The organism is Polaromonas sp. P3_B1 (genome assembly GCF_056402935.1).
On the sequence record NZ_JBFUGK010000040.1, the window covers coordinates 19,401 to 41,496 of the forward strand.

The window sequence follows — 22,096 nt, forward strand, 5'->3', positions numbered from 1 at the left end:
TGCGGGAAAAAGCTCAGGCGGACCTGAGCTTTTCCACCAGGGCCGCGTAGCCCGCCATGGCTTCCTCGCGACCCATGCCCTTGCGCCCGGCCCAGGCGTCGTATTTGGCGCGGCCGGTCACGTCCATCATGCCGGGGCGCTCGCCCGTCGCGTCGCCTACCGTGGCTTGCTTGTAGAGGGCGTACAGCGCCAGCAACTCGTCATTGCCGGGCGGTTTGCTGAGTGTCTTGACGGCAACGCCGGCGGCTTCGAAGGCGCGTTCGGCCGCGCTGGGGCCGGCGGGCGCCACGGGCGCGCCGAAGTGCGCGTCTTCCAGCGCCACGTCGTCGGGGAACCAGCGCGCGTCCAGCAGCCGGCCCGAGCGCACGGCAAAGGCCAGCACGCCTTGCGACATCAGGCCCGCGGCGGTGAGGGTGGCGGGCAGCACCGCGATGCCGGCGTTGAACACCGGCTGGCCGAAGGCGGTGAACTTCACACCAGCGGCCCAGGGCAGCATGGCCTGCAGGCCTTTGTTGCCGCGGTAAATCCCGCTGGCGCGGTTGTTGCCGGGCTGGAACCAGCCCATGTCGGACGCGCCCCGGGCGAAGACGCCGCTGAAGTCGCCGGCCTCCAGCGCCGCGCGCAGCGATTGCGCAAAAGCCTGCAGGGCCTCGGGGCTCATCTTGGGGTCGTCCACCGCCATGCCCAGCGAGGCGGCGCTGCTGGCGCCAAAGAACTCAAGCACGGCGCGCGCCACCTGCTCGCGGTCGTTGTCGACGCAGATCATGTGGTAGCTGTTCTCCAGCACGATCATGCGCGCCTTGGCGCCACCGATCTGCTCGACCAGGTAGTTGGCCGAGGCCAGGCTGGTGAGCTCGTCTTCGCGCGCGTGGATGACCAGGGTTTCGCTGGCCATGTTTTTCAGGCCCGTCATGACCCAGCGGCGCAGGCGGTCGACCTGGCGCACGCAGGCCAGCGGCACCCAGCGGTAGTGAAAGTTCTCGCCGCGCGCGAACTTGGCCTTGACGATGGCGCGCAGCTGCTCGTTCTTGATGCCGAAGGGGTCTTCTTCCTCGACCCGCATGCGCGCCGGAACGCCGGGCACGTAATACATCAGGTGGCGCGCCGGTGTGTACCAGGCGGTGGCCCAGCCGTCGATGTAGATGGGCGGCGCCAGCGCGATCAACTTGCCGCGTGTGTGCTTCTGGCGCTTGGCCAGCTCGGTGGCCAGCAGCGCGCCCATGCACATGCCCATGATGTGGAAGTTGTCGTGCTGCGCGGCCACCTCGTGGTACTTGGCGGTGACGGCTTCCATCCATTGCTCGGCCGTCACGTGGACCAGGTCTTCGGGTGTGGTGCCGTGGCCGGGCAGGGTCAGCGAGTGCGTGACGAAGCCGGCGTTTTTGAGCCGCTTGTGCATGGAGCCCAGGTCATACTGCGTGCCGCCCAGGCCGTGGATCAGGAAGACGGCGGGCGTGCTCTTGTCCACGGCGGGCCCCGCCGCAGCGGCGGGTTGGAGTGCGGTGTCCGCTGCCACCTCAGGCCTCGACTTCCAGCAGCACGGCCACCTGTTCGACCTGGCCGTCGGCGCCGCGCACACCCGAGAGGCGGGCGTTCACGGCGGCCACGCGGCCGTCGCCCCAGCGCAGGGTGTTCTTCCACAGCACATGCTCGCGCTGGCCCTGGGCCAGGTCGCGCCAGTCGGCCTGCAGCGCGGGCTGCTCCTGGGGGTCGGCATGGGTGATGAAGTCCTGCACATTCAGCAGCAGCGCGGCATGGGTGCGCAGCAACTCGCTGGCGCCTTCGCCCCATTCGGCCGCGCCGGTTTTGGCGTCGAAGTTGGCAACCACCGTGCGGTTGGATTCCAGCACCTGGCGGTAGCGGGTACGCCAGTCCTGCGCCAGCGCTAGCGCCTGCGCGGCGGTGGCGCCCAGCGCATTGACCACGCCCACCAGCAGAGCCATTACGGCCACATAACCCTGGACTTCGATCACGGCCTCGCCGGGGAAGCCTTCCACCTCGGCGAAAGGGCCGCCGCCCGCGTTGGTCCAGGCGATCAGGGCCAGCGCGCCCAGCAGCGTGGCCACGGTGGCGCCGCGCTCCTTCCAGAGGATGGCGGTAACGACCATGAAGGGCAGCGGCAGGTAGGCGAGCGTGGGGCCCAGCGAGGCGCCGAAGCGGTCGGACACATCGCTTGAGAAAATCAGCGCGGCCACCACAAAGAACAGCACAAAGGTGCCGGCGCCCGCGAGGAACTGGCTGCTGGCCATGCCGCCCGAGCGCTTGACCTTGAAGCCCGCGAAGGAAGTGATGAGCGGCGCAATCAGCAGGATGCCGACAAAGGTCGTGCAGGCCCAGACGCGCCACTCGGTCAGCAGGGGGATGGGCTGGGGCAGGGCCCAGCTCCAGAGCACGATGGCGATGCTGGCGCCGAGCGCTGAAGTGAGCAGCGCGCCGAGAAGGAAGCCCGCGTAAGCCTTGCCGGGTTCGACGCGGCCGTCGGGGCGGGGTGCGCGCAAGAGGCGAGCCACCCAGGCGCCCAGGCTGGCCGCCAGTGCCTCGTTGGCGCCGAAGGCCAGCGCGGGCAACAGCGCCAGGCCGTCCAGCAGCGACAGCACGACGGCCGCCAGCGCGGCGCCGGCCAGCACGGCGGGCCGCTTGATGGGCTTGACCACCAGCAGCGCGCCGAAGGTCACCCCGGTGGCCAGCCAGACCGAGGCGCTCAGCGTCATCGCATCGCCCATGCTCTGGGACACGATGGCCGCGACGGCCCAGGCGAGAAAGGTCACGGCGAGGGTGACGATAAAGGGCAGGGCCATGGGAGTGCTCCTCGGGAAGTCGTGTTATTGCTCGGCACGGGGCCGGATGGTCTGGGCTAGTTTAATTAAAACACCCCCGTCCGGGCTCACTTCGTGTAGCCCGTTCCCCCCTCAAGGGGGCGGCGCCTGCGGTCTGGCAAAGCCAGTCCCGCGGCCCCTGCGTGGCCTTGAGATCTATAATATGGACGTATATCCACAATATGGACAAACCCCATGCCCGTAGACACCCCCGACCAGACGCCGCTGATGCCCTACCAGTACCCCAACCCGCCCGATGCCAGGCCGGAAATCGTGGTGCAGCATGCCATCCCGACCGATGAGCGGCTCTGGGTGCCGCAGGCCGAGAACGTCTGGTTCCGGCCGCTGTGCCTCAATGCCAGCCAGGGCTACTGGATGAATCTGCTGCGCGTGCGCAAGTCCGGCGTGCTGAGCCGGCATCGCCATCCGCAGGCGGTGCACGGCTTTGTGCTCAAGGGCCGCTGGCGCTACCTGGAGCACGACTGGGAAGCCACCGAGGGCAGCTATGTGTTCGAGCCGCCCGGCGAAACCCACACGCTCTACGTGCCCGAGGACGTCGAGGAAATGATCACCTACTTCCAGGTCAATGGCGTCATGTACTACACCGACCCCTATGGCAAGGGCATGGGCTATGAGGACGTGTTCACCAAGATTGAGATGTGCAACAAACACTTCGAGGCGGTTGGCCTGGGCGCCGACTACACAAAACAATTTATCCGCTGATCGCGGTTTTATTGAAGGAACCATTGATGACTTACCAGGCCGGACTCTTCAAAGGCAAACGCGCGCTGGTCGCCGGCGCCACCCAGGGCATAGGCGCCGTCATCGCCAACCACCTCGCGGCGCTGGGCGCCGAGGTGACGGCACTGGGGCTCGGAAGCGGCGACGGCACACTGGATGCAGCGGTGAAAGTGCGCCAGGCCGACGTGACATCCACCCAAAGCCTTGACGCTGCGCTGGCGGGTATCGACACGCTGGACATTGTTTTCAACTGCGCCGGCATCATCCAGCGCGGCGCCGAGCACGACATCGAGGTGTTTGAAAAAGTGCTGGCCGTCAACCTCACCGGCACCATGCGCGTATGCACCGCCACACGCGAGCGCCTCAAAGCCAGCCGAGGCTGCATCGTCAACACGGCTTCCATGCTGAGCTTTTTCGGCGGCGGCCTGGTGCCCGGCTATGCGGCCAGCAAGGGTGGCGTTGCCCAGCTCACCAAATCGCTGGCGATTGCCTATGCGCCCGACGGCATACGCGTGAACGCCATCGCGCCCGGCTGGATCGCCACGCCGCTCACTAAGCCCCTGCAGGACGACCCGGCGCGCGCCGGCCCCATCCTGGCGCGCACCCCCATGGGCCGCTGGGGCACACCCAAGGACGTGGCCGAGGCCGCGATGTTTCTCTGCACCCCCGCAGCCGCTTTCATGACCGGCGTGATCCTGCCGGTGGATGGCGGCTACATGGTGTCGTGATGGTCCAGCCCGCCGCATCGCAGGTGGCCGGCACGGCCGCGTTCTCGAAATTCATGCACGTGCTGCAACTGGTGGCCGACGCGGAGCAGCCGCCCAACGTCGGCGCGCTGGTCAAGGCCAGCGGCTACCCCAGGCCCACGGTGCACCGCATCGTCGCGGCCCTGGTGGCCGAGCGCCTGCTGGTCGAGAACGAGCGCGGCGCGCTGCTGGCTTTGGGCCCGCGCCTGATCCAGCTGGCCAGCTGCAGCTGGGGCCGCTCGGACCTGCGCCTGGCGGCGGTCGACGAACTCAAGCGCCTGCGCGACATCACCGGCGAAACCGTGCACCTGGCCGTGCCCAACGGCAGCACCATGGTCTACATCGAAAAACTCGAAAGCCCGAGTGCTGTGCGCATGGCCTCGCGCATTGGCACCAGCGTGGCCTTGCATGCGACGGCGGTCGGCAAGGCTTATATGGCGGCGCTGGAGCCTGCCGTGCTGGAGCCGCTGCTGCAGGGGCTGCCCTTGCAGCGCTACACCGGCAACACTTTGGTGAAGTTGGCCGACTTGCGCAAGCAGTTGCAGATCACGCGGGAGCGGGGGTGGTCTGTGGATGGCGAGGAAAATGAGGCAGGGATTTATTGTTATGGCGCAGTGATACGCGGCGGCCGTGGCGCGCCTGTTGCCGCCATCAGTGTCAGCACGCTGATGTTCCGGCAGAAGGCTGATCCTGAGCAGGCCTATGTGGCGCCGCTGCTGGAGGCTTGCCGGGTGATTTCTGAGAGGGTTGGGGAAGGGGTGATTGGAACTGATGTCTTTTAGCCGGGTTCTTACTCCGGCGGTGCGCCCTTCTCTTAATCCCGCTGGCCGGGCAACCCCCGGCCAGCAAAACTCAGAAGAAAGCACTCCGCTGGAACAAGAAAAAGTTAATCAAGAAAATTCCTTAAAGCCGCCTCGACGGCAGCCGCCGTCATCAAAGGCTTCTCCATCGGAAACAGATGGCTGCCGTCCAGCATCATGATGCGCCCCTTGGTCACCTTTTCAGTCATGGCCATCCCAACCTGCTTCATCTCCACCGACTGCCGTCCACCGATAAACGCAACAGGGCATTTCAAGGGATGGCGCTTGAGCAGTCCTTCAAGGTTGTCAGGCAGGGTGTTGTAGATCGCGGTTTCGACGTCGCGATCGAAGCTCAATAGTTGTTTGCCTTCGTCCTCGCCCGTGCCTTCATAGGTGCCGTGCGCGATGTAGTCGCGCAGCACCTGTTCGTCCCAGGCGGCAAAGGCTTTTTTGCTTCGGAAATGTTCGAACACCTCGTCCTTGCCCGGCCACTGGTTTTTGCGTTTGCGGCTGATGGCGCCGGGTGAGATGGCGCCGACCAGTTGGGCGCGTTTGGCGACGTTGACGGCGTGGGCGCGCCAGCCGCCCAGGATGGGCGAGTCGACCAGCACCACACCTTTGACGGGCTGGCCGCCCAGCTGCGGATGGCGGGCGGCGCACATCAGGCTTAAAAACCCGCCCAGTGAATGGCCGACAAGGAATGCCGGCTGGCCGGCTTTTTCAACCTCGCGGGTCGTGAAGTCGGCCAGCTGCTGCACCAGGTGGGGCCAGTTGCTGGTGACGGGGTAGCGCGGGTCGTGGCCGAATTTTTCGACGGCCTTGACCTGGAAACCGCGAGCCCTGAGGCTCTGGAATACCGCGTTGTAGGTGCTGGCGGGAAAGCTGTTGCCGTGGGAAAAAATAACCAGGGGTTTGGCAGAAGAGGGCACGGTCAGATTAGTTTCTCGTCGGGCGTGCTGATCTTCTTCAGGGGTTCATGCCGCGTGGCCGGCATCTTCAGCGGAATGTCGGTGTGCGCGTCGTCCCAGACCGGGTCTTCGATGCTGTCGAAAACTTCGCGCAGCTTCTGGCCCCAGCTGCTGTGCATCATGCGGTAATAAGGGTTGTCGTTGTCGATGCAGACGATCTTGTCGCTCTTGAAGGTGTCGGCCTCATAGACCACCAGGTCCAGCGGCAGGCCCACCGAAAGGTTGGACTTCATGGTCGAGTCCATGGACACCAGCACGCATTTGGCGGCTTCGGCCAGTGGCGTGGCGGGGGTCAGCACGCGGTCCAGCACGGGCTTGCCGTACTTGGACTCGCCGACCTGGAAGTAGGGCGTTTCGTCGGTGGCTTCAATGAAGTTGCCGGCCGAGTACATCTGGAACAGGCGCATGTTCTCGCCGCGAATCTGGCCGCCGAAAACCAGCGAGACGTTGAAGTCCACATCGGCATTCTTGAGCGCCTCGGCGTCGCGGTCGTAGACGCGGCGGATGGCCGAACCGAGCACGCGCGCGGCATCGAACATGCTTTTGGCGTTCCAGATGGTGATGGGCTCGCCGCCTTCGTGGTCCTTGAGCTGCTCGACCTGCAGGATCTCGCGTATCGACTGGGAGATCGAGAGGTTGCCGGCCGACAGCAGCACCATGAAGCGGTCGCCCGCTTTTTCATAGACGATCATCTTGCGGAAGGTGCTGATGTGGTCCAAGCCCGCGTTGGTGCGGGAGTCTGACAAAAACACCAGCCCGGCGTTGAGTTTGGCGGCGACGCAGTAGGTCATGAGCTGCTTTGGGGAAGTGGGGATATTGGGGGAGGTCGGGTTGCGCTGGTTCACGGCGAGGCAGACATCTTTTTGAGGCGGTACAGGGCGTCCAGCGCCTCGCGCGGCGTCAGTGCATCAGGGTCTATGGTACCCAATGCCTTGTCCACCGCGCTTTGTTCGGGTGCGGCCGCTTCGGGCGGCGCGGCGAACAGGTCGACCTGGGCGCGCGCTTCGTTCTGGTGGGCTTCGAGCGCATTGAGCGCGTGGCGCGCGTGGTTGACCACGGCGGCGGGTACGCCGGCCAGCTTGGCAACGGCAATCCCGTAGCTTTTGCTGGCGGGGCCGGGCTCGATGTGGTGCAGGAACACGATGTCGGCGCCGGACTCGACCGCGCTGACGTGCACATTGATGGCGCCGTGGTGCTGGGCCGGGAATTCGGTGAGCTCGAAGTAGTGCGTGGCGAACAGTGTGAAGGCCTGCGTCTTGTTGTGCAGGTAGGCGGCAATGCCGCCGGCCAGCGCCAGGCCGTCGAAGGTGGAGGTGCCGCGGCCGATTTCGTCCATCAGCACCAGAGAATGAGGCGTGGCGGCGTGCAGGATTTGCGCGGCCTCGGTCATCTCGAGCATGAAGGTCGATTGCGCATTGGCCACGTCGTCGGCCGCGCCTATGCGGGTGTGGATCGCGTCTATGGGCCCGAGCCGGCAACTGGCCGCCGGCACGTAGGAGCCCACGCTGGCCAGCAACACGATGAGGGCCACCTGGCGCATATAGGTCGATTTACCGCCCATGTTGGGGCCGGTGATGACCTGCATGCGGTGCTTGCCGCTCATGACGCAATCGTTGGCGATGAAGGAGCCACCGCCGGTTTCGGCCAGGCGCGCCTCCACCACCGGGTGCCGGCCCTGGACGATGTCTATGCAGGGCTCGCGCACAAACACCGGCGCGGCCCAGTTCAGCGTGAGCGATCGCTCGGCCAGCGCGCACAGCGCATCCAGCGAGGCCAGGGCACGCGCCAGGCGGCTCAGCGCGGGAATGAAATCCTGCAGCTGGTCCAGCAGTTGCTCGTACAGCCATTTCTCGCGTGCGAGGGCGCGCTCCTGCGCCGACAGGGCCTTGTCTTCAAAGGCCTTGAGTTCGGGCGTGATGTAGCGTTCGGCGTTCTTCAGCGTCTGGCGGCGGCGGTAGTCGTCGGGCACCTTGTCGACCTGGCCCTGCGTCACTTCGATGTAAAAGCCGTGCACCTTGTTGAACTGCACGCGCAGGTTGGCAATGCCGGTGCGGGCTTTTTCGCGGACCTCCAGGTCCAGCAAAAAGCTGTCGCAATTGGTCTGGATGGCGCGCAGCTCGTCCAGGTCGGCGTCGCAGCCGTGGTTGATGACGCCGCCGTCGCGTATCAGCGCGGCCGGCTCGTCGAGCACATAGCGGCCCAGCAGCGCGGCGCAGCCGGCGGGCGGCTGCAGGTCTTCAAAGATGCGGGTCAGCAGTTCCGGAAAATCGCTGCCCGTGGGCGCGGCCAGCTCGGCTTTTTGCAAGGTGTCTTTGAGGGCTACCAGCTCGCGCGGCCGTACCTGGCGCAGCGCGATGCGGGCGGTGATGCGCTCCACGTCGCTGCAGCCTTTGAGCTTGGCGCGCAGGCTTTGCTGCGAGCCGCCGCGCAAATGCGTGATCGCGTCCAGCCGGGCGGCGGCCTGGGCGCGGTCGCGGCGCGGGCTGAGCAGCCAGCTCTTGAGCGCCCGGCTGCCCATGCCGGTGGTGCAGGTGTCCAGCAGCGAAAACAGCGTGGGCGAATCCTCGCCGCGCAGGGTCTGAGTGAGTTCCAGGTTGCGGCGCGTGGTTTGCGGCAGCTCGATCAGCTCGCCGGAGCGCACTACCTGCAGGCCCTGCACATGCGACAGCGCCCGGCCCTGCGTGTGTTCAGCGTACCCGAGCAGCGCGGAGGCTGCGGCATGGGCTTCGTTCAAGGCTTCGGCGTTCCACGAGGCCAGCGAGGCGACCTTGAGCTGGTCCAGCAGGCGGCGCGCGCCCAAGGCGGCGTCAAACTGCCAGGCCGGGCGCGCGGTGGAGGCGCAGCGCTGGGTCTTGAGCCGCTGCTCGAAGGCCGGCGTCACGTCGATGTTGTACAGCAGCTCGCTGGGCGCCACGCGCGCCAGCCAGGCCTCGAGTTCGTCGCCGGCGCAATGCGCCAGGTGGATCTCGCCCTGGGTCACGCTGAGCCAGGCCAGGCCGCAGGTGTTGCGCGCGCCCTGGTGCACGGCCAGCAAAATGGATTCGTTCTTGTCGTTGAGCAGCTCGGTGTCGGTCAGCGTGCCGGGCGTGACCACGCGCACCACCTTGCGCTCGACAGGGCCCTTGCTGGTGGCGACGTCGCCGACCTGCTCGCAGATCGCCACCGATTCGCCGAGCTTGATGAGCTTGGCCAGGTAGCCTTCCAGCGCATGGAAGGGCACACCGGCCATGACCACCGGCTCGCCGGCCGACTGGCCGCGCCGCGTCAGCGTGATGTCGAGCAGGCGCGCGGCTTTCTCGGCATCGGCGAAAAAGACTTCATAAAAATCGCCCATGCGGTAGAACACCAGCGTGTCGGGGTACTGGGCCTTGATGCCCAGGTACTGCTGCATCATGGGCGTGTGGCCTGCCAGCGACATGGCGGGGCTGACGGGGCTCATGGGGCTGGCGGGACTGGCGAGTTCGGGTCTCACGGTGGCGTTTTCACTCATGCGTTGGGTGGGAAGGGGCGGCGGGCGCCGGGGCCAATCCAGCATTATCAATGGCGGCCGGTTGATCGGGTTTAAGGGGTTCGGCCAGCACGCGCGCCTGGCTCAAGCGCAGCTCGCGGGCCATGGCGCAAGCCAGGTCCAGCCGGCGCAGCAGCCAGGGTGTGAGGTCCAGGGTCATCAGCGGGTCGGGCCGGGGCTGGAAGGGCTGGCCTGCAATCACAGGGCCGGCCGCGGGTGCGGCGCCCCCGGCCCCTGACAGCTCTGCGTCTATGCAGCCGCGGGCCCTTGCCAGCGCGGGTCTGACCACCTCAAGGTTCAGCTGGGCGCGGTGCAGCGAGAGCAATGATTTGACGGCCGTGAGCTGGGCCAGCAACTGGTAGCTGCGCGCCTGCAGGGCCTCGAGCGGCTCCAGGGGCGGGCGCACCTTGTGGGGCTCGGCCAGGCTGCGCTGGGCGGCCAGGGTGAGGTCCGAGAGGCTGTTGTAGGCCTCGCGCCGCGCCAACCGCCAGGGCAGGTCGGAAGCGCGGGCCTCGTCGAGCAGCGCGAGTGCCAGCTCCGCATGCCTGGCCTGGGCGTCGGCGCTGCGCCGCACCAGCGCCGGAAGCTGCTTGCGTTCCCAGGCCGGCAGCACATAGCTGAACAGCCAGGCGATCAGCGCGCCCAGCAGGGTGTCGGCCAGGCGCTCGGCCATGGCGAAGCCGGGCTGCACGCCGGCCAGCAACAGATGCGCCTGCAGCAGGCCGGCCACGGTGGCCGCGATGGAGGTGTAGAGGTAGCGCCGCAATGCAAAGGCGTGCGCCAGGCCCATGCTGAGCGCGATCACGCCGAAGATGGTGCGGGCCCCCGGGTGCGGGGCCAGGATGGCCATGACCAGCGCACAGCCCAGCAGCGTGCCGGCGACGCGGGCATTGCGCCGCTGCACGGTTTGCGCCAGGTTGCCGCGCATCACGACCACGATGGTCAGCAATATCCAGTACTCGTGCGCCACCCAGGGCAGCCGCAGCGACACGGCATAGCCGGTGGCCACGGCCAGCGTGCAGCGCAGGGCATAGCGCAGGATGGGGGCGCTCCAGCTCAACTGGCCCAGCAGCGGCTTCCACGACCAGTGGACGCTGCTGACGAAGAGCTGCCACTGGGTGCGCACGGCAGACAGCCCGGGCGGGATGTCGCCGCGCGCCAGCGCCGCCATCTTCACGGCCTCGTCGTTGATATGGCCTATGCGGTCGGCCATGTTGTGCAGCAGCGCCAGCGGATCCGTGGTGTCGACGAGCAGCGGGTCGGGCGCCAGTGGATCGGCGCGCTTTGTGCGCGGCGGCAGGGCGCCGGCGAGTTCCGGCCGCAGGTCGGTGATGGCGGTAATCGCCGCGCCGCGCCGGCCCAGCAGCAAATCCATGCCCAGGGCTTCGAGCCGCGCGGCGGTGCTGTCCAGCGCGAGCTGCAGGGCGGGCAGCACGGCCACTGTGGTGCTGTGCTCCAGCAAAAAATCCAGATCCAGGTCGCAGGCGAGCTGGTGGTCGCGCGCCTCCAGCAGGCTCAGCAGCATGGCCGCCAGGCGCTGGCGTTCCGGTGTGGTGGGTGACTCCAGCACTACGTCGCGGGTGTTCTGCAAATGGTCGGCCAACGCGGCCTGCTGCTGCAGCATGCGCGCCAGCAGTGCGTTGTGGTCGGGCTGGGGCCCGAAGCGCTGGGACTGGGTGCGCAAAATCTGCGCGAAGCTGTGCAGGCATTCGGCCAGCAGCTGCGCGCGAAAGCGCTGGTTGAGCAAATGGGTGGTGAACACGGCCCACAGCAGGTACAGCCCGGCGCCGGCCATGAACCAGGCGCCGTGCAGCGCGATCTGCCCCAGCGAGGCGACCGGCGGCGCGGCCATGGAAAACAGCGTGGAAAACAGCAGCGAAAAACAGATGGGTCCGCCGCGCTTGCCCCAGGCCATCATCATCACGGCCAGGAAGGTGGCGGCCGCGACGACGATGCCCAGCAGTAGCTCGTCGTGACGCACCAGCTGCACCAGCATGAAGAGCGGCGCGCCCAGCAGCGGCGCGGGCAGCATCTGCATGATCTTGCGCCTGCGAGGCGCCGGTACGTCGGGCAGGCTGGTGATCATCACGCCGACCGCGGCGGTGGAAGCTGCAGCGAGCCCGGCGGCCTCGAAGATGGCCAGCATGATGAGCACCAGGCCCAGCGACACCGTCAGGCCGTTGGTGACGTACTGGCTCAGCAGCACGTGCAGGCTTTTGTGCAGCCAGTCCCGCGCCCGGCGCTGCAGGCGGGTCGTCAGCGCGGCTGGGGGGGTAAGGTCGGGCCGGTTCATGGTGTGCCAGAGCACACTTTAACGAAACGCATGAACCTTTCCCAAAAGAAAAAGCCCGCGAGGCGGGCTTTGCTTAGAAGGGCGCGTCGGGCGCCTTGGGGGCCGCGCTCTCGCCGGCCTTGATGCGCTTGGCTTTGAGCGTGGGCTTTTCGGCCGGGGCGGTGGGTGCCGCGTTTTCTTCGGCGCCTTCTTCAGGCTCCTCCGCGGCGGGCGTGTCCTGCAGGGCCTGGCGCACCACGGCCTTGTCGCCGGCGCCCGCGAATTTGCTGTATTTGCCCAGGGTGGCCACCAGCTGGCCGTAGACGCGCGGGTTGCCGGCCACGCATTCGCCGTGGTCCATGAAGTCGGCCTCGCCCGTGAAGTTGCCGATCAGGCCGCCGGCCTCGGTCACCAGCAGCGAGCCGGCCGCCACGTCCCAGGGCTTGAGGTTGGATTCAAAAAAGCCGTCGCTGAAACCGGCGGCCACATAGGCCAGGTCCAGCGCCGCGGCGCCGGGGCGGCGCACGCCGGCGCACTGGCTCATGACTTCGCCCAGCATGTTGAGGTAGGCCTTGAGCTTGTCGCCGGGGCGGTAGGGGAAGCCGGTGGAGATCAGGCATTCCTGCAGGCGTGTGCGCTTGGCCACGCGGATGCGGCGGTCGTTCATGTAGGCGCCGCGGCCTTTGGTGGCGCAGAAGATGTCGTTGCGGGTGGGGTCGTAGACCACGGCCTGCTCGACCTTGCCTTTGACGGCCAGCGCGATGCTGACGCAATAGACAGGGAAGCCGTGGATGAAGTTGGTGGTGCCGTCCAGCGGATCGATGATCCAGACGTAGTCGGAGTCCTTGGCGCCATGCTCGCTGCCCGATTCTTCGGCCAGGATGCCGTGGCCGGGGTAGGCGCTCAGCAGGGTTTCGATGATTGCGGCTTCGGCGGCCTGGTCGACTTCGGTGACGAAATCGTTGGTCTGCTTGACCGACACGCGGACCGCTTCGACGTCAAGCGCCGCGCGGTTGATGATGGCGCCGGCAGCGCGCGCAGCCTTGATGGCCACGTTGAGCATGGGATGGAGATTGCTGGACATAACTTGTAGGGAAGAACGGGATAAACCGGCGCCGGCGATGCGGGCGGCGGGCAATGGCGGTATTTTCCCATAAACGCGATACGGCCCCCTCCTGAGGTCTCCTGAGGGCTATATCGCACCTGAACAGGCCTAAGCGCCTTGCGCGATCAGGAAATCCGCGTCCGCGTACTGCTGGCGTATGGCCCGCGCCGCCTGGTATTCGGGGCTGGCGTAACAGGCCTGGGCGGTCGCCATGTCGGCGAACTCCACAACGACGTTGCGCTCGCGCGAGCTGCCCTCCATGCTCTCGTAAGCGCCGCCGCGCACCAGGAAGTTGGCCCCGAACTTCTCGAAGGCGGGCCGCGCCGCCGTGAGATAACGGGGATATTCGTCGATGTTGCGCACCGAGACGCGCACGATCCAGTAAGCCTTTGGCATGTTGTTCCTTGGGTGTTGTGAAGTGGTCAAGGGCTGGACGATACGCGTGACAATGTATTCTGAAAAATGAATAATAAAGATAATTTATATCTTTAATGGAGATGCATGGAGCTCAGCGACCTGGCGATTTTTCGGGCGGTGGTGGAGGCCGGCGGCGTGACACGCGCGGCCGAGCGGCTGCACCGGGTGCAGTCCAACATCACGACGCGCATACGGCAGTTGGAGGAGAAACTCGGAACGCCGCTGTTTATCCGCGAGGGCAAGCGCCTGCATTTGTCGCCGGCCGGGCAGGTGTTGCTGGACTATGCCCAGCGCCTGCTGGACCTGGCCGACGAGGCGCGCGATGCGGTGCGCGACGGCAGCCCGCGCGGCGCCCTGGCGCTCGGCGCTATGGAAAGCACCTCGGCCGTGCGCCTGCCCGGCCCACTCAGTGACTTTGTGCGCCTTTACCCGGAAGTGAAGCTGGCGCTCAAGACCGGTAATCCACAGCAGCTGGCGGCGGCAGTGCTGGCCGGCGCCATGGACGCCGCGCTGGTGACCGGCCCCATCGTCGAGGGGCCTTTCGAGCGCGAACCGGTGTTCAGCGAGGAACTGGTGATCGTGGCAAGCGCAGGGCACGCCGCCATCACCTCCGCAGGCGCCGAGCCCCCGCGCAGCATAGTCGCCTTTGAACAGGGCTGCCCGCACCGGGCCCGGCTCGAGCAATGGTACGCCGGCAAAAACAGCATGCCGGTGCAGACCATAGAAATCACGTCTTATCACGCGATGCTGGGCTGCGTGGTGGTGGGCATGGGTATTTCGCTGGTGCCGCTCAGCGTGCTGGCGACGTTTCCCGAGCGCGCGCGCCTGAGCGTGCATGCGCTGCCGCCCGGAAGCGACCGGGCGCAAACCGAGCTGATCTGGCGCAAAGGCGCGATGTCGCCCAAGATCAGGGCCCTGATCCAGGTCCTGAAACCATCCGCATAGGACAATCCTTTCCCATGCATACGCGATTCATCCTGATCAACACCAGCCATGCGGGCAATGTCGGCGCCACCGCCCGCGCCATGAAAACCATGGGTTTTGACGACCTGGTGCTGGTCGCGCCGCGCTGGGCCAATGTGCTGAACCGCGAGGAAACCATACAGCGGGCCAGCGGCGCGCTGGACGTGCTCAAGAACGCCCGTATCGTCGCCACGCTGGACGAGGCCCTGGACGGCATGGCCCACCTGTGCGCCACGGCCATGACGCCGCGCGACTTCGGCCCGCCTACGCGGGCGCCGCGCGAGCATTTTTCCGCCTTGCTGGGTCAGGGGCCAGCAGCCGTGGAAGGAGTCGCCAGGCCCGAATCGGTGGCTTTTTTGTTCGGCTCCGAACGCTTTGGCATGCAAAACGAGGACGTTTACCGCTGCCATGTGGCGCTCAGCATCCCGACCGACCCGAAGTTCGGCTCGCTCAACCTGGGCGCGGCGGTGCAGCTGATCGCCTATGACTGGCGCCAGGCGCTGGGCGGCTTCAGCGTGCAGCCGGCGACGGCCGAACCCGCGCAGGCCGACGCGGCGGCGGTGGCCGGCATGCTCAAGCACTGGGAAGAAGCGCTCACCGGCATAGGCTTTCTGGACCCGGCTTCGCCTAAAAAACTGATGCCGCGGCTCAACCAGCTGTTCAATCGCGCCCAGCTGAGCCCCGAGGAAATCCACATCCTGCGTGGCGTGGCCAAGGCCATGCTGCACACAGCCGCCCAAATGCCGCCTAAAGACAGCACGCCAGCAGGGTCGGCGGACGGCCACTAAACTTCCCCCCATGTTTTCCCGACTCCGCTCCGACATCCAGTGCATCCTCGACCGCGATCCCGCCGCCCGTACGGCCTGGGAAGCGCTGACCTGCTACCCGGGCCTGCACGCCCTGGTTTTGCACCGTCGGGCCCACTGGTGCTGGAACCACGGCCTCAAGTGGCTGGGCCGGTTTATCTCGCATGTTTCGCGCTGGATGACGGGCATTGAGATCCACCCCGGCGCCAAAATCGGCGAGCGGGTGTTTTTCGACCATGCCATGGGCGTTGTCGTCGGCGAAACCGCCGAGATCGGCGACGGCTGCACGATTTACCAGGGCGTGACGCTGGGCGGCACCTCGCTCTACAAGGGCGAAAAGCGCCATCCCACCCTGGGCCGTGATGTGGTGGTGAGCGCCGGCGCCAAGGTGCTGGGCGGCTTTCTGGTGGGCGATGGGGCCAAGATTGGCAGCAATGCGGTCGTCATCAAGCCGGTCCCGGCCGGGGCCACCGCGGTCGGCATTCCGGCGCGCATCATCCCGTCCAAGGTGGGGGAGAGCGCCGACGTCACCACATCGCCCAAGTTCTCCGCCTACGGCATCACGCTGGACGACGACCCGCTCGGGCAGGCCATGAAGGGGCTGATCGATAACGCCTCATCGCAGGAGCACCAGATTGCGCTGCTCTGGCAGGCGATTGAAAAGCTCTCAGGCCCGCAGACGGCCATGAGCAAGGACTGCGTGCCCAAGGATGCGGCGCTGACGGAAACCTTCGAAGCCGACAAGCTCAACCAGCTGGTGGGCAAGTAAGTCGTACGGCAGGATGGCAGGCGGCGGGCGGCAGGCAATAAAAAAGGAAGGGCGAGCCCTTCCTTTTTTGTGGGTTGCCTGCTGCTTCAGTTGATCAGGCGAAGCGCGAAGGGCACGCGGAAGGCCTTGCCGCTGGATGCGCCGATTGCGCCCAGTACGCAGAACACCAGGTGGCAAATGCCCAGCGCCACGAACACCAGGAAGCCGATCAGCACAAAGGTCAGAATCATCGCCGCCACATAACCGATGGCCGCGGTGATGGACCAGTTCAGCGCTTCCTTGGACTGGTCCAGGATGTAGGCGTCATCCTTTTTCACCAGGTAAACGATCAGGCCCGGGATGAAGCCCAGAAACAGGGTGCCTATCCAGATCAGCACAGCGGTGTTTTTCGATTCTTTGCTAGGCGTTTCGATCAACTCGTCCATCTCAGCTCCTCGTGTTGTAAAGCCCGAATACTACGTGAGAAACCCGGTCTGCCCAACCAGCACATGGCAAAGGCTCAGCGCGGCGGGCGCTGGGCGCTTTTGGGCCTGAAGGCCTGGCACACGGCCGGGTCGGTTTCGAGGTAGGGGCCGCCTATCAGGTCTATGCAATAGGGCACGGCGGCGAAGATGCCCGCCACGGCCTGCGAGCCGTCGGGGTTTTTCAACCCTTCCAGCGTTTCGGCGATCGATTTGGGCTGGCCGGGCAGGTTGAGGATCAGGCTTTTGTCGCGTATCACCGCGCACTGGCGCGACAGGATGGCCGTGGGTACGAATTTCAGGCTGATCTGCCGCATCTGTTCGCCGAAACCGGGCATTTCCTTGTGGGCCACGGCGAGCGTGGCTTCGGGCGTCACGTCGCGCGGCGCGGGGCCGGTGCCGCCGGTGGTCAGCACCAGCGAGCAGCCGGCATCCACCAAAGCGATCAGCGCGGCGCTGATGCCCGCCTGCTCGTCGGGAATCAGTCGCTCTTCAAAGGTGATGGGGTTGCGCAGGGCGCGCGTGAGCCATTCCTTGAGCGCCGGCAAGCCTTTGTCGACATAGACACCGGTGGAGGCCCGGTCGCTGACCGAGACGATGCCGATTTTGACGGCCTCAAAAACCTCGCTCACGATTGGGATTCCTCATCGGCCTCATCAGCCGCACCCGGGCCCTCGGCCATGGCTTGCCGCACCAGCTGGAAAATTTCGCGGTAGGCCTTGCCGTGGCGCGGCGCTTCGCCGGGCTTTTCCGGCTTGGCGTCCTTGCGGGCCTGGCGCACCAGCGCACGCAGCTGTTGCGAATCGGTGCCGGGGTATTCCTGCAGCCAGTCGCCCAGCGCGGCGTCGTCGCCGATCAGCTTGTCGCGCCACTGCTCGGCCTGGTGCAGGGCCAGCGTCAGGTCGGCCGAGCCGTTGAGCTGCTCGTTGATGGCCTCGCGGATGGGTTCCGGGTCCAGCGGGCGCATCAGCTTGCCGATGAACTGCATCTGGCGGCGCCTGCCTTCGAAGTTGGTGATCTTCTTCGCGTCGGCGATGGCGTCGCGCAGCTTGTCGGGCAGGTCCAGTCGCGCCATCAGGTCGGCGCGCAGGGTCAGCAGCGCTTCACCGAGCGCCTGTTTTTCGTCGGCCTCGGCCTTGAGCTGGGTTTTGCTGGGCGGGCCGGCTTCCTCGAGTGCGATTTCCTCGGGTTTGACGAAGCGGCCGTTGGACCAGTAGCCCTTGATGGCCTTGGGAGTCTTGTTGTTCATGGCAGTCAGTATCATAGCTACCCATATGACCCAAAAAGCTTCCTCTCGCGCCAGCGGCGCAAACCGCGGCGCTTCCCGTGCTTCCCACCAGCCCCAAAGCGGCTTCAGCTACCACCGCGATTTTTTCGAAGACCTCGTTGACACCGCCCTCGGCCACGCCAGAAAACTGGGCGCCACGGATGCCGCGGCCGAAGCTTCCGAAGGCTGCGGCCTGTCGGTCAGCGTGCGCAAGGGCGAGCTGGAAAACGTGGAACGCAACCGCGACAAGTCCCTGGGCATCACCGTCTACATCGGCAAAAAACGCGGCAATGCCGCGACCAGCGATTTCTCCAAGGCGGCCATAGAGCAGACCGTGAAAGCGGCCTACGACATCGCGCGTTTCACGGCCGAAGACGAAACCTCGGGCCTGCCCGACGAGCAGGACATCGCGCGCGTGCACCCGGAGCTGGATCTCTTCCACCCCTGGTCCATAGACTCCGAACAGGCCGCGCAGCTGGCCCTGAAGTGCGAGGCCGCCGCGCTGGGCACCAGCCGCCTCATCACCAACAGCGAAGGCGCGGGCGTGTCGGCCCAGCAAAGCCATTTTTTCAGCGCCCACACCAAGGGCTTTCGCGGCGGCTATGCCAGTTCGCGCCATAGCATCTCGGTGGCGCCGATTGCCGGCAAGGGCGACCAGATGCAGCGTGATGCCTGGTACAGCTCTATGCGCGACGCGCGTGAACTGGCCAGCCCCGAGGCCGTGGGACGCTACGCCGCCGAGCGCGCGCTGGCGCGCCTGAAAAGCCGCAAGATACCGACCACGCAGTGCCCGGTGCTGTTCGAGTCGCCGCTGGCCGCGGGCCTGCTGGGTGGTTTTGTGCAAGCCGTGAGCGGCGGCGCGCTGTACCGCAAAAGCACCTTCCTGGCCGACAGCCTGGGCAAGGCGGCTTTTCCCAGGCACATCGACATCGACGAAGACCCGCACCAGCGCAAAGGCAAGGGCAGTGCGCCTTTTGACGAAGAAGGCGTGAAGACCCAGGCGCGCAAGGTGGTGGCCGGCGGCCGCGTTGAGGGCTATTTTTTGAGCACCTATTCGGCCCGCAAGCTAGGCATGCGCACCACCGGCAATGCCGGCGGCTCGCACAACCTCACCTTGTCCAGCCGCAACACGCGCCCCGGGGACGACTTGGACGCCATGCTGCGCAAACTGGGCCGCGGCCTCTTTGTGACCGAACTGATGGGCCAGGGCGTGAACTACGTGACCGGCGATTATTCGCGCGGCGCCTCGGGCTTCTGGGTCGAAAACGGCCGCATCGCCTTCCCGGTCGAGGAAATCACGATTGCCGGCAACCTGAAAGACATGTTGATGGGCATTGATGCCGTGGGGGCTGATGCCTACAACTACGGCGCCAAAACCGTGGGCTCCATCCTGGTCAACCGCATGAAGGTGGCGGGCAGCTAGCCTTCCCGATGATCCTGCCCGCCGAGACCCTGGCGCTGGCCGCAGCGGCCACCTGGGCCTGCTCCAGCCTGCTGTCGGCCTCCGCCGTGGCCCGCATGGGCGCTTTTGCCTTCAGCCGCTGGCGCCTGGCGTTTGCCTGTGCGATGTTGTGGGCCCTGGCCTTTGCCACCGGCAGCTGGCGCGGCCTGCAATGGGACGGCACGGGCGTGCTGGCCCTGTCGGGCGTGATCGGCATTTTTGTCGGCGACACCGCGCTGTTCGCCTGCATGGGGCGCCTGGGGCCTAGGCGCTCCGGCATTCTGTTTGCCACCCATGCGCTGTTTTCTGCCGTACTGGCCTGGCTGTTCCTGGGTGAAACACTCTCGGGATGGGGCCTGCTGGGCAGCGCCTTGCTGGTGGCGGGCGTGATGACGGCGATTGCCTTCGGCCGGCGCGAGACCGAGCTGCACCACTGGGAGTCGACCAAAGGGCGGCTGGCCGTCGGCATTGCGTTAGGTTTGGTGGCTGCGCTGGGCCAGTCGGTGGCCACCCTCATGCTCAAGCCGCTGATGCAGACCGGCATGGACCCGGTGGCGGCCTCGGCGGTGCGCATGAGCAGCGGCCTGGCCGCTCACGCCGTTTTGCTGTTTTCGGGTTGGCGCGTGGTGCAGGCCACGCAGTCGCCGCGCTGGGTGGACCTGGGCTACACCTTCGCCAGCGCCGCGCTGGGCATGACTTTGGGCATGACGCTGATCCTGAAGGCGCTGCACAAGGGCAGCGCCGGCATGGTGGGCATGCTGTCGTCCGTGACGCCGGTGCTGCTGCTACCGCTGCTGTGGTGGGTGTACCGCCGCCGGCCGGCCCTGGGCGGCTGGTGCGGCGCGCTGCTGACCGTCGCGGGTTGCGTATTGATCCTGCTGCGCCACTGAGGCGCAAACAGGACTTAACCGGCCAGCGCGGCCTTGACGGCGGCCGAGACCTGGCCCATGTCGGCCTTGCCCGCCAGCTTGGCCTTGGCCGCACCCATGACCTTGCCCATGTCGCCGGGGCCGCTGGCGCCCAGCTCGGCCACGATGGCTTTGATGGCGGCGGTGACTTCATCGGCGCTCAGGCGTGCGGGCAGGTAGGCCTGCAGCACGGTCAGTTCGGCGGCTTCCTTGTCGGCCAGGTCCTTGCGTTCGGCCTTCTGGAAGGCTTCCAGCGAATCCTTGCGCTGCTTGATCAGCTTGTCGACGATGGCGACCACGGCCGCGTCATCGAGTACCACGCGCTCATCGACCTCTTTTTGCTTGAGGGCCGCCAGCAGCAGGCGTATGGTGCCCAGGCGCTCGCTGTCCTTGGCGCGCATGGCGATCTTCATGTCTTCGGTGATTTTTTCTTTGAGGGCTGACATTCGAGGCTCCTGAAGGGCGGGAATAGGGCGGGATAGAGGAAGATGGCGCGGGGCGGGCGCCAAAAGCACAAAAGCCCGCAGAGCGTCCTCGTGCGGGCTTTTTGTTGCCGTGAGGCGGTACTAAGGGATTAGTACAGCTTCTTGGGCAGCTGCATCGAGCGGATGCGCTTGTAGTTGCGCTTGACGGCGGCTGCCTTCTTGCGCTTGCGCTCTGCCGTTGGCTTTTCGTAAAACTCGCGGGCGCGCAGGTCGGTCAGCAGGCCGAGTTTTTCAATGGTGCGCTTGAAACGGCGCAGAGCCACGTCGAAGGGCTCATTGTCTTTTACACGGATGGTGGTCATTGTTCAGTTGATCCAAAAGGTGCGCCCTAATTGATCTGATCAGGATCAGGCCAGGCGCGGGTTTGCTAGCAAAGCCTGAGATTATAGCACTGGACGTGGCCCCCACGGTCGCTCACTGCTTGTAGCTCCCTGCCCCCCGAGGGGGCCGCCCGCCCTCCGGCCCGGCAAAGCCGGTTCCGCGGCTCATGCTGGCCTGAAAAGAGGGGCACAACAACCAGCGGGGGCCGCGGGACTGGCTTTGCCAGACCGCAGGCGCCGCCCCCTTGAGGGGGGAACAAGCTACACGCAGTGAGCTTGGACAGGGGTGTACCAATTCTTGGGGGAGCAGGCTACACGCAGTGAGCCTGGACGGGGGTGGGCCTATTTACTGATGAAATTCAGCAAATCCTGGTTGAGCCGGTCTTTGTGGGTATCGGTCAGGCCGTGCGGCGCGCCGGGATAGACGATCAGTTTGGCGTTTTTCACGAGTTTCGCGGCGGCGCGGCCGGAGGCGTCTATGGGCACGATCTGGTCGTCGTCGCCGTGGATCACCAGGGTCGGCACGTTAAAGCGCTTGAGGTCCTCAGTGAAGTCGGTCGCGGAGAACGCGGCGATGGAGTCATAGGTGTTCTTGTGGCCGGCCTGCATGCCCTGCACCCAGAAAGACTGGATCAGGCCTTGTGAGACCTTGGCGCCGGGACGGTTAAAGCCGAAGAAGGGGCCCGAGGCGATGTCGAGGTAGAGCTGCGAACGGTTGGCCAGTTCACCCTGGCGGATGCCGTCGAACACCTCGATCGGCAGGCCGCCCGGGTTGGCCGCGGTTTTCAGCATGAGGGGCGGGACGGCGCTGACCAGCACTGCTTTTTTGACCTTTGCCGTGCCGTAGCGCCCGATATAGCGGGCAACTTCACCGCCGCCGGTCGAGAAGCCAACCAGGGTCACGTCCTTGACGCCCAGCGAGTCGATCACCGCCGCCAGGTCGGCCGCGTAGTGGTCCATGTCGTTGCCGTCCCAGGGCTGGCTGGAACGGCCGTGGCCGCGCCGGTCATGGGCGATCACGCGAAAGCCCTTGGAGGCCAGGAAAATCATCTGCGATTCCCAGCTGTCCGAGTTGAGCGGCCAGCCGTGGCTGAAGCTCACCACGGGGCCATTCTTCGGGCCCCAGTCCTTGTAATAAATCTGCACGCCGTCGGAGGTGGTGATGTAGCTGGCGCTGCGCGCCGCGGAAGCGGGCTGCTGCGGTTCGCCAGCGGCCATGGCCGGGCTGGCGGTGAGGGCGGCGGTGGCCAATGCTGCTGCGGCGGCGATGCGGGTAAGAGCGTTCATGTCTGTCCTTTGCGGT

The 22,096-nt window shown here is 66.1% G+C and carries 22 protein-coding genes; 8 read left to right on the forward strand and 14 right to left on the reverse strand.

The window, feature by feature from the left end; genetic code table 11:
• Positions 1 to 13 precede the first annotated feature (13 nt).
• Positions 14 to 1,516 (reverse strand): acyl-CoA-binding protein, encoded by a 1,503-nt coding sequence (locus tag AC1DXS_RS20220; protein WP_477739250.1) that lies wholly within the window; start codon positions 1,514 to 1,516, stop codon positions 14 to 16.
• A 1-nt stretch (position 1,517) separates the two neighbouring features.
• The gene (locus AC1DXS_RS20225; RefSeq protein ID WP_477739251.1) at positions 1,518 to 2,798 is read right to left on the reverse strand and encodes an MASE1 domain-containing protein; all 1,281 of its coding nucleotides are present in this window, start codon (positions 2,796 to 2,798) and stop codon (positions 1,518 to 1,520) included.
• Between the two features lie 213 nt (positions 2,799 to 3,011).
• On the opposite strand from AC1DXS_RS20225, the gene AC1DXS_RS20230 reads away from it, so the two are divergent.
• Genes AC1DXS_RS20230 through AC1DXS_RS20240 form a run of 3 tightly spaced genes read left to right on the forward strand, consistent with a single transcriptional unit; the run spans position 3,012 to position 5,085 of the window.
• Positions 3,012 to 3,539 carry a 2,4'-dihydroxyacetophenone dioxygenase family protein gene (locus AC1DXS_RS20230; RefSeq protein ID WP_074577186.1) on the forward strand — a complete coding sequence of 176 codons (528 nt, stop codon included), beginning with the start codon at positions 3,012 to 3,014 and terminating at the stop codon, positions 3,537 to 3,539.
• 26 nt (positions 3,540 to 3,565) lie between these two features.
• A complete protein-coding gene (locus AC1DXS_RS20235; protein WP_477739252.1) occupies positions 3,566 to 4,285 on the forward strand; it encodes an SDR family NAD(P)-dependent oxidoreductase in 720 nt (239 codons plus the stop codon).
• Positions 4,285 to 5,085: an IclR family transcriptional regulator gene (locus AC1DXS_RS20240; protein ID WP_477739253.1), complete on the forward strand. Its 801-nt coding sequence runs from the start codon at positions 4,285 to 4,287 to the stop codon at positions 5,083 to 5,085. The genes AC1DXS_RS20235 and AC1DXS_RS20240 overlap by 1 nt, the downstream gene beginning before the upstream one ends.
• A 104-nt stretch (positions 5,086 to 5,189) precedes the next feature.
• Here AC1DXS_RS20240 and AC1DXS_RS20245 read toward each other — a convergent pair whose 3' ends face one another.
• The 6 genes from AC1DXS_RS20245 to AC1DXS_RS20270 form a co-directional block, all read right to left on the reverse strand.
• A complete protein-coding gene (locus AC1DXS_RS20245) occupies positions 5,190 to 6,032 on the reverse strand; it encodes an alpha/beta fold hydrolase (protein WP_477739254.1) in 843 nt (280 codons plus the stop codon).
• Between the two features lie 2 nt (positions 6,033 to 6,034).
• Positions 6,035 to 6,862, reverse strand: a complete 828-nt coding sequence (locus AC1DXS_RS20250) for a proteasome-type protease (RefSeq protein WP_477739255.1) — start codon at positions 6,860 to 6,862, stop codon at positions 6,035 to 6,037.
• Between the two features lie 50 nt (positions 6,863 to 6,912).
• Entirely contained in the window at positions 6,913 to 9,510 is a 2,598-nt protein-coding gene (mutS, locus tag AC1DXS_RS20255; protein ID WP_477739279.1) for a DNA mismatch repair protein MutS, read from the reverse strand.
• 43 nt (positions 9,511 to 9,553) lie between these two features.
• Positions 9,554 to 11,872, reverse strand: a complete 2,319-nt coding sequence (locus AC1DXS_RS20260) for an FUSC family protein (protein ID WP_477739256.1) — start codon at positions 11,870 to 11,872, stop codon at positions 9,554 to 9,556.
• Between the two features lie 73 nt (positions 11,873 to 11,945).
• Complete coding sequence (locus AC1DXS_RS20265; protein WP_477739257.1) at positions 11,946 to 12,935, reverse strand: inositol monophosphatase family protein; 990 nt, start codon at positions 12,933 to 12,935, stop codon at positions 11,946 to 11,948.
• Between the two features lie 129 nt (positions 12,936 to 13,064).
• Positions 13,065 to 13,352, reverse strand: a complete 288-nt coding sequence (locus tag AC1DXS_RS20270; protein WP_413329420.1) for a DUF1330 domain-containing protein — start codon at positions 13,350 to 13,352, stop codon at positions 13,065 to 13,067.
• Positions 13,353 to 13,457: 105 nt separating this feature from the next.
• Between AC1DXS_RS20270 and AC1DXS_RS20275 the strand changes: the two genes are divergently transcribed.
• From AC1DXS_RS20275 to cysE, 3 genes are read left to right on the forward strand one after another with little or no spacing between them, the layout of a single operon-like run.
• Entirely contained in the window at positions 13,458 to 14,318 is an 861-nt protein-coding gene (locus AC1DXS_RS20275) for a LysR substrate-binding domain-containing protein (RefSeq protein ID WP_477739258.1), read from the forward strand.
• Positions 14,319 to 14,332: 14 nt separating this feature from the next.
• Complete coding sequence (locus tag AC1DXS_RS20280) at positions 14,333 to 15,124, forward strand: RNA methyltransferase (protein ID WP_477739259.1); 792 nt, start codon at positions 14,333 to 14,335, stop codon at positions 15,122 to 15,124.
• 10 nt (positions 15,125 to 15,134) lie between these two features.
• Entirely contained in the window at positions 15,135 to 15,911 is a 777-nt protein-coding gene (gene cysE, locus AC1DXS_RS20285; protein ID WP_477739260.1) for a serine O-acetyltransferase, read from the forward strand.
• An 86-nt stretch (positions 15,912 to 15,997) separates the two neighbouring features.
• Here cysE and AC1DXS_RS20290 read toward each other — a convergent pair whose 3' ends face one another.
• The 3 genes from AC1DXS_RS20290 to yjgA form a co-directional block, all read right to left on the reverse strand.
• On the reverse strand, positions 15,998 to 16,336 hold the full coding sequence (locus AC1DXS_RS20290) for a DUF4870 domain-containing protein (RefSeq protein WP_477739261.1): 339 nt from the start codon (positions 16,334 to 16,336) through the stop codon (positions 15,998 to 16,000).
• 74 nt (positions 16,337 to 16,410) lie between these two features.
• Positions 16,411 to 17,004 (reverse strand): molybdopterin adenylyltransferase, encoded by a 594-nt coding sequence (mog, locus tag AC1DXS_RS20295; RefSeq protein ID WP_477739262.1) that lies wholly within the window; start codon positions 17,002 to 17,004, stop codon positions 16,411 to 16,413.
• Positions 17,001 to 17,621 carry a ribosome biogenesis factor YjgA gene (gene yjgA / locus AC1DXS_RS20300; protein ID WP_477739263.1) on the reverse strand — a complete coding sequence of 207 codons (621 nt, stop codon included), beginning with the start codon at positions 17,619 to 17,621 and terminating at the stop codon, positions 17,001 to 17,003. Before yjgA ends, mog begins: the two co-directional genes overlap by 4 nt.
• Positions 17,622 to 17,646: 25 nt before the next feature.
• Between yjgA and pmbA the strand changes: the two genes are divergently transcribed.
• Together pmbA and AC1DXS_RS20310 are read left to right on the forward strand one after the other, a co-directional pair.
• Positions 17,647 to 19,062, forward strand: a complete 1,416-nt coding sequence (gene pmbA / locus AC1DXS_RS20305) for a metalloprotease PmbA (protein ID WP_477739264.1) — start codon at positions 17,647 to 17,649, stop codon at positions 19,060 to 19,062.
• Positions 19,063 to 19,070: 8 nt separating this feature from the next.
• A complete protein-coding gene (locus tag AC1DXS_RS20310; protein ID WP_477739265.1) occupies positions 19,071 to 19,970 on the forward strand; it encodes a DMT family transporter in 900 nt (299 codons plus the stop codon).
• Between the two features lie 14 nt (positions 19,971 to 19,984).
• On the opposite strand, the gene AC1DXS_RS20315 is transcribed toward AC1DXS_RS20310, so the two are convergent.
• From AC1DXS_RS20315 to AC1DXS_RS20325, 3 genes are all read right to left on the reverse strand, one after another.
• On the reverse strand, positions 19,985 to 20,434 hold the full coding sequence (locus AC1DXS_RS20315; protein WP_477739266.1) for a GatB/YqeY domain-containing protein: 450 nt from the start codon (positions 20,432 to 20,434) through the stop codon (positions 19,985 to 19,987).
• A gap of 128 nt (positions 20,435 to 20,562) precedes the next feature.
• On the reverse strand, positions 20,563 to 20,775 hold the full coding sequence (gene rpsU / locus AC1DXS_RS20320) for a 30S ribosomal protein S21 (protein ID WP_007872347.1): 213 nt from the start codon (positions 20,773 to 20,775) through the stop codon (positions 20,563 to 20,565).
• A 360-nt stretch (positions 20,776 to 21,135) separates the two neighbouring features.
• On the reverse strand, positions 21,136 to 22,080 hold the full coding sequence (locus AC1DXS_RS20325) for an alpha/beta fold hydrolase (RefSeq protein WP_477739267.1): 945 nt from the start codon (positions 22,078 to 22,080) through the stop codon (positions 21,136 to 21,138).
• Positions 22,081 to 22,096: the final 16 nt, after the last annotated feature.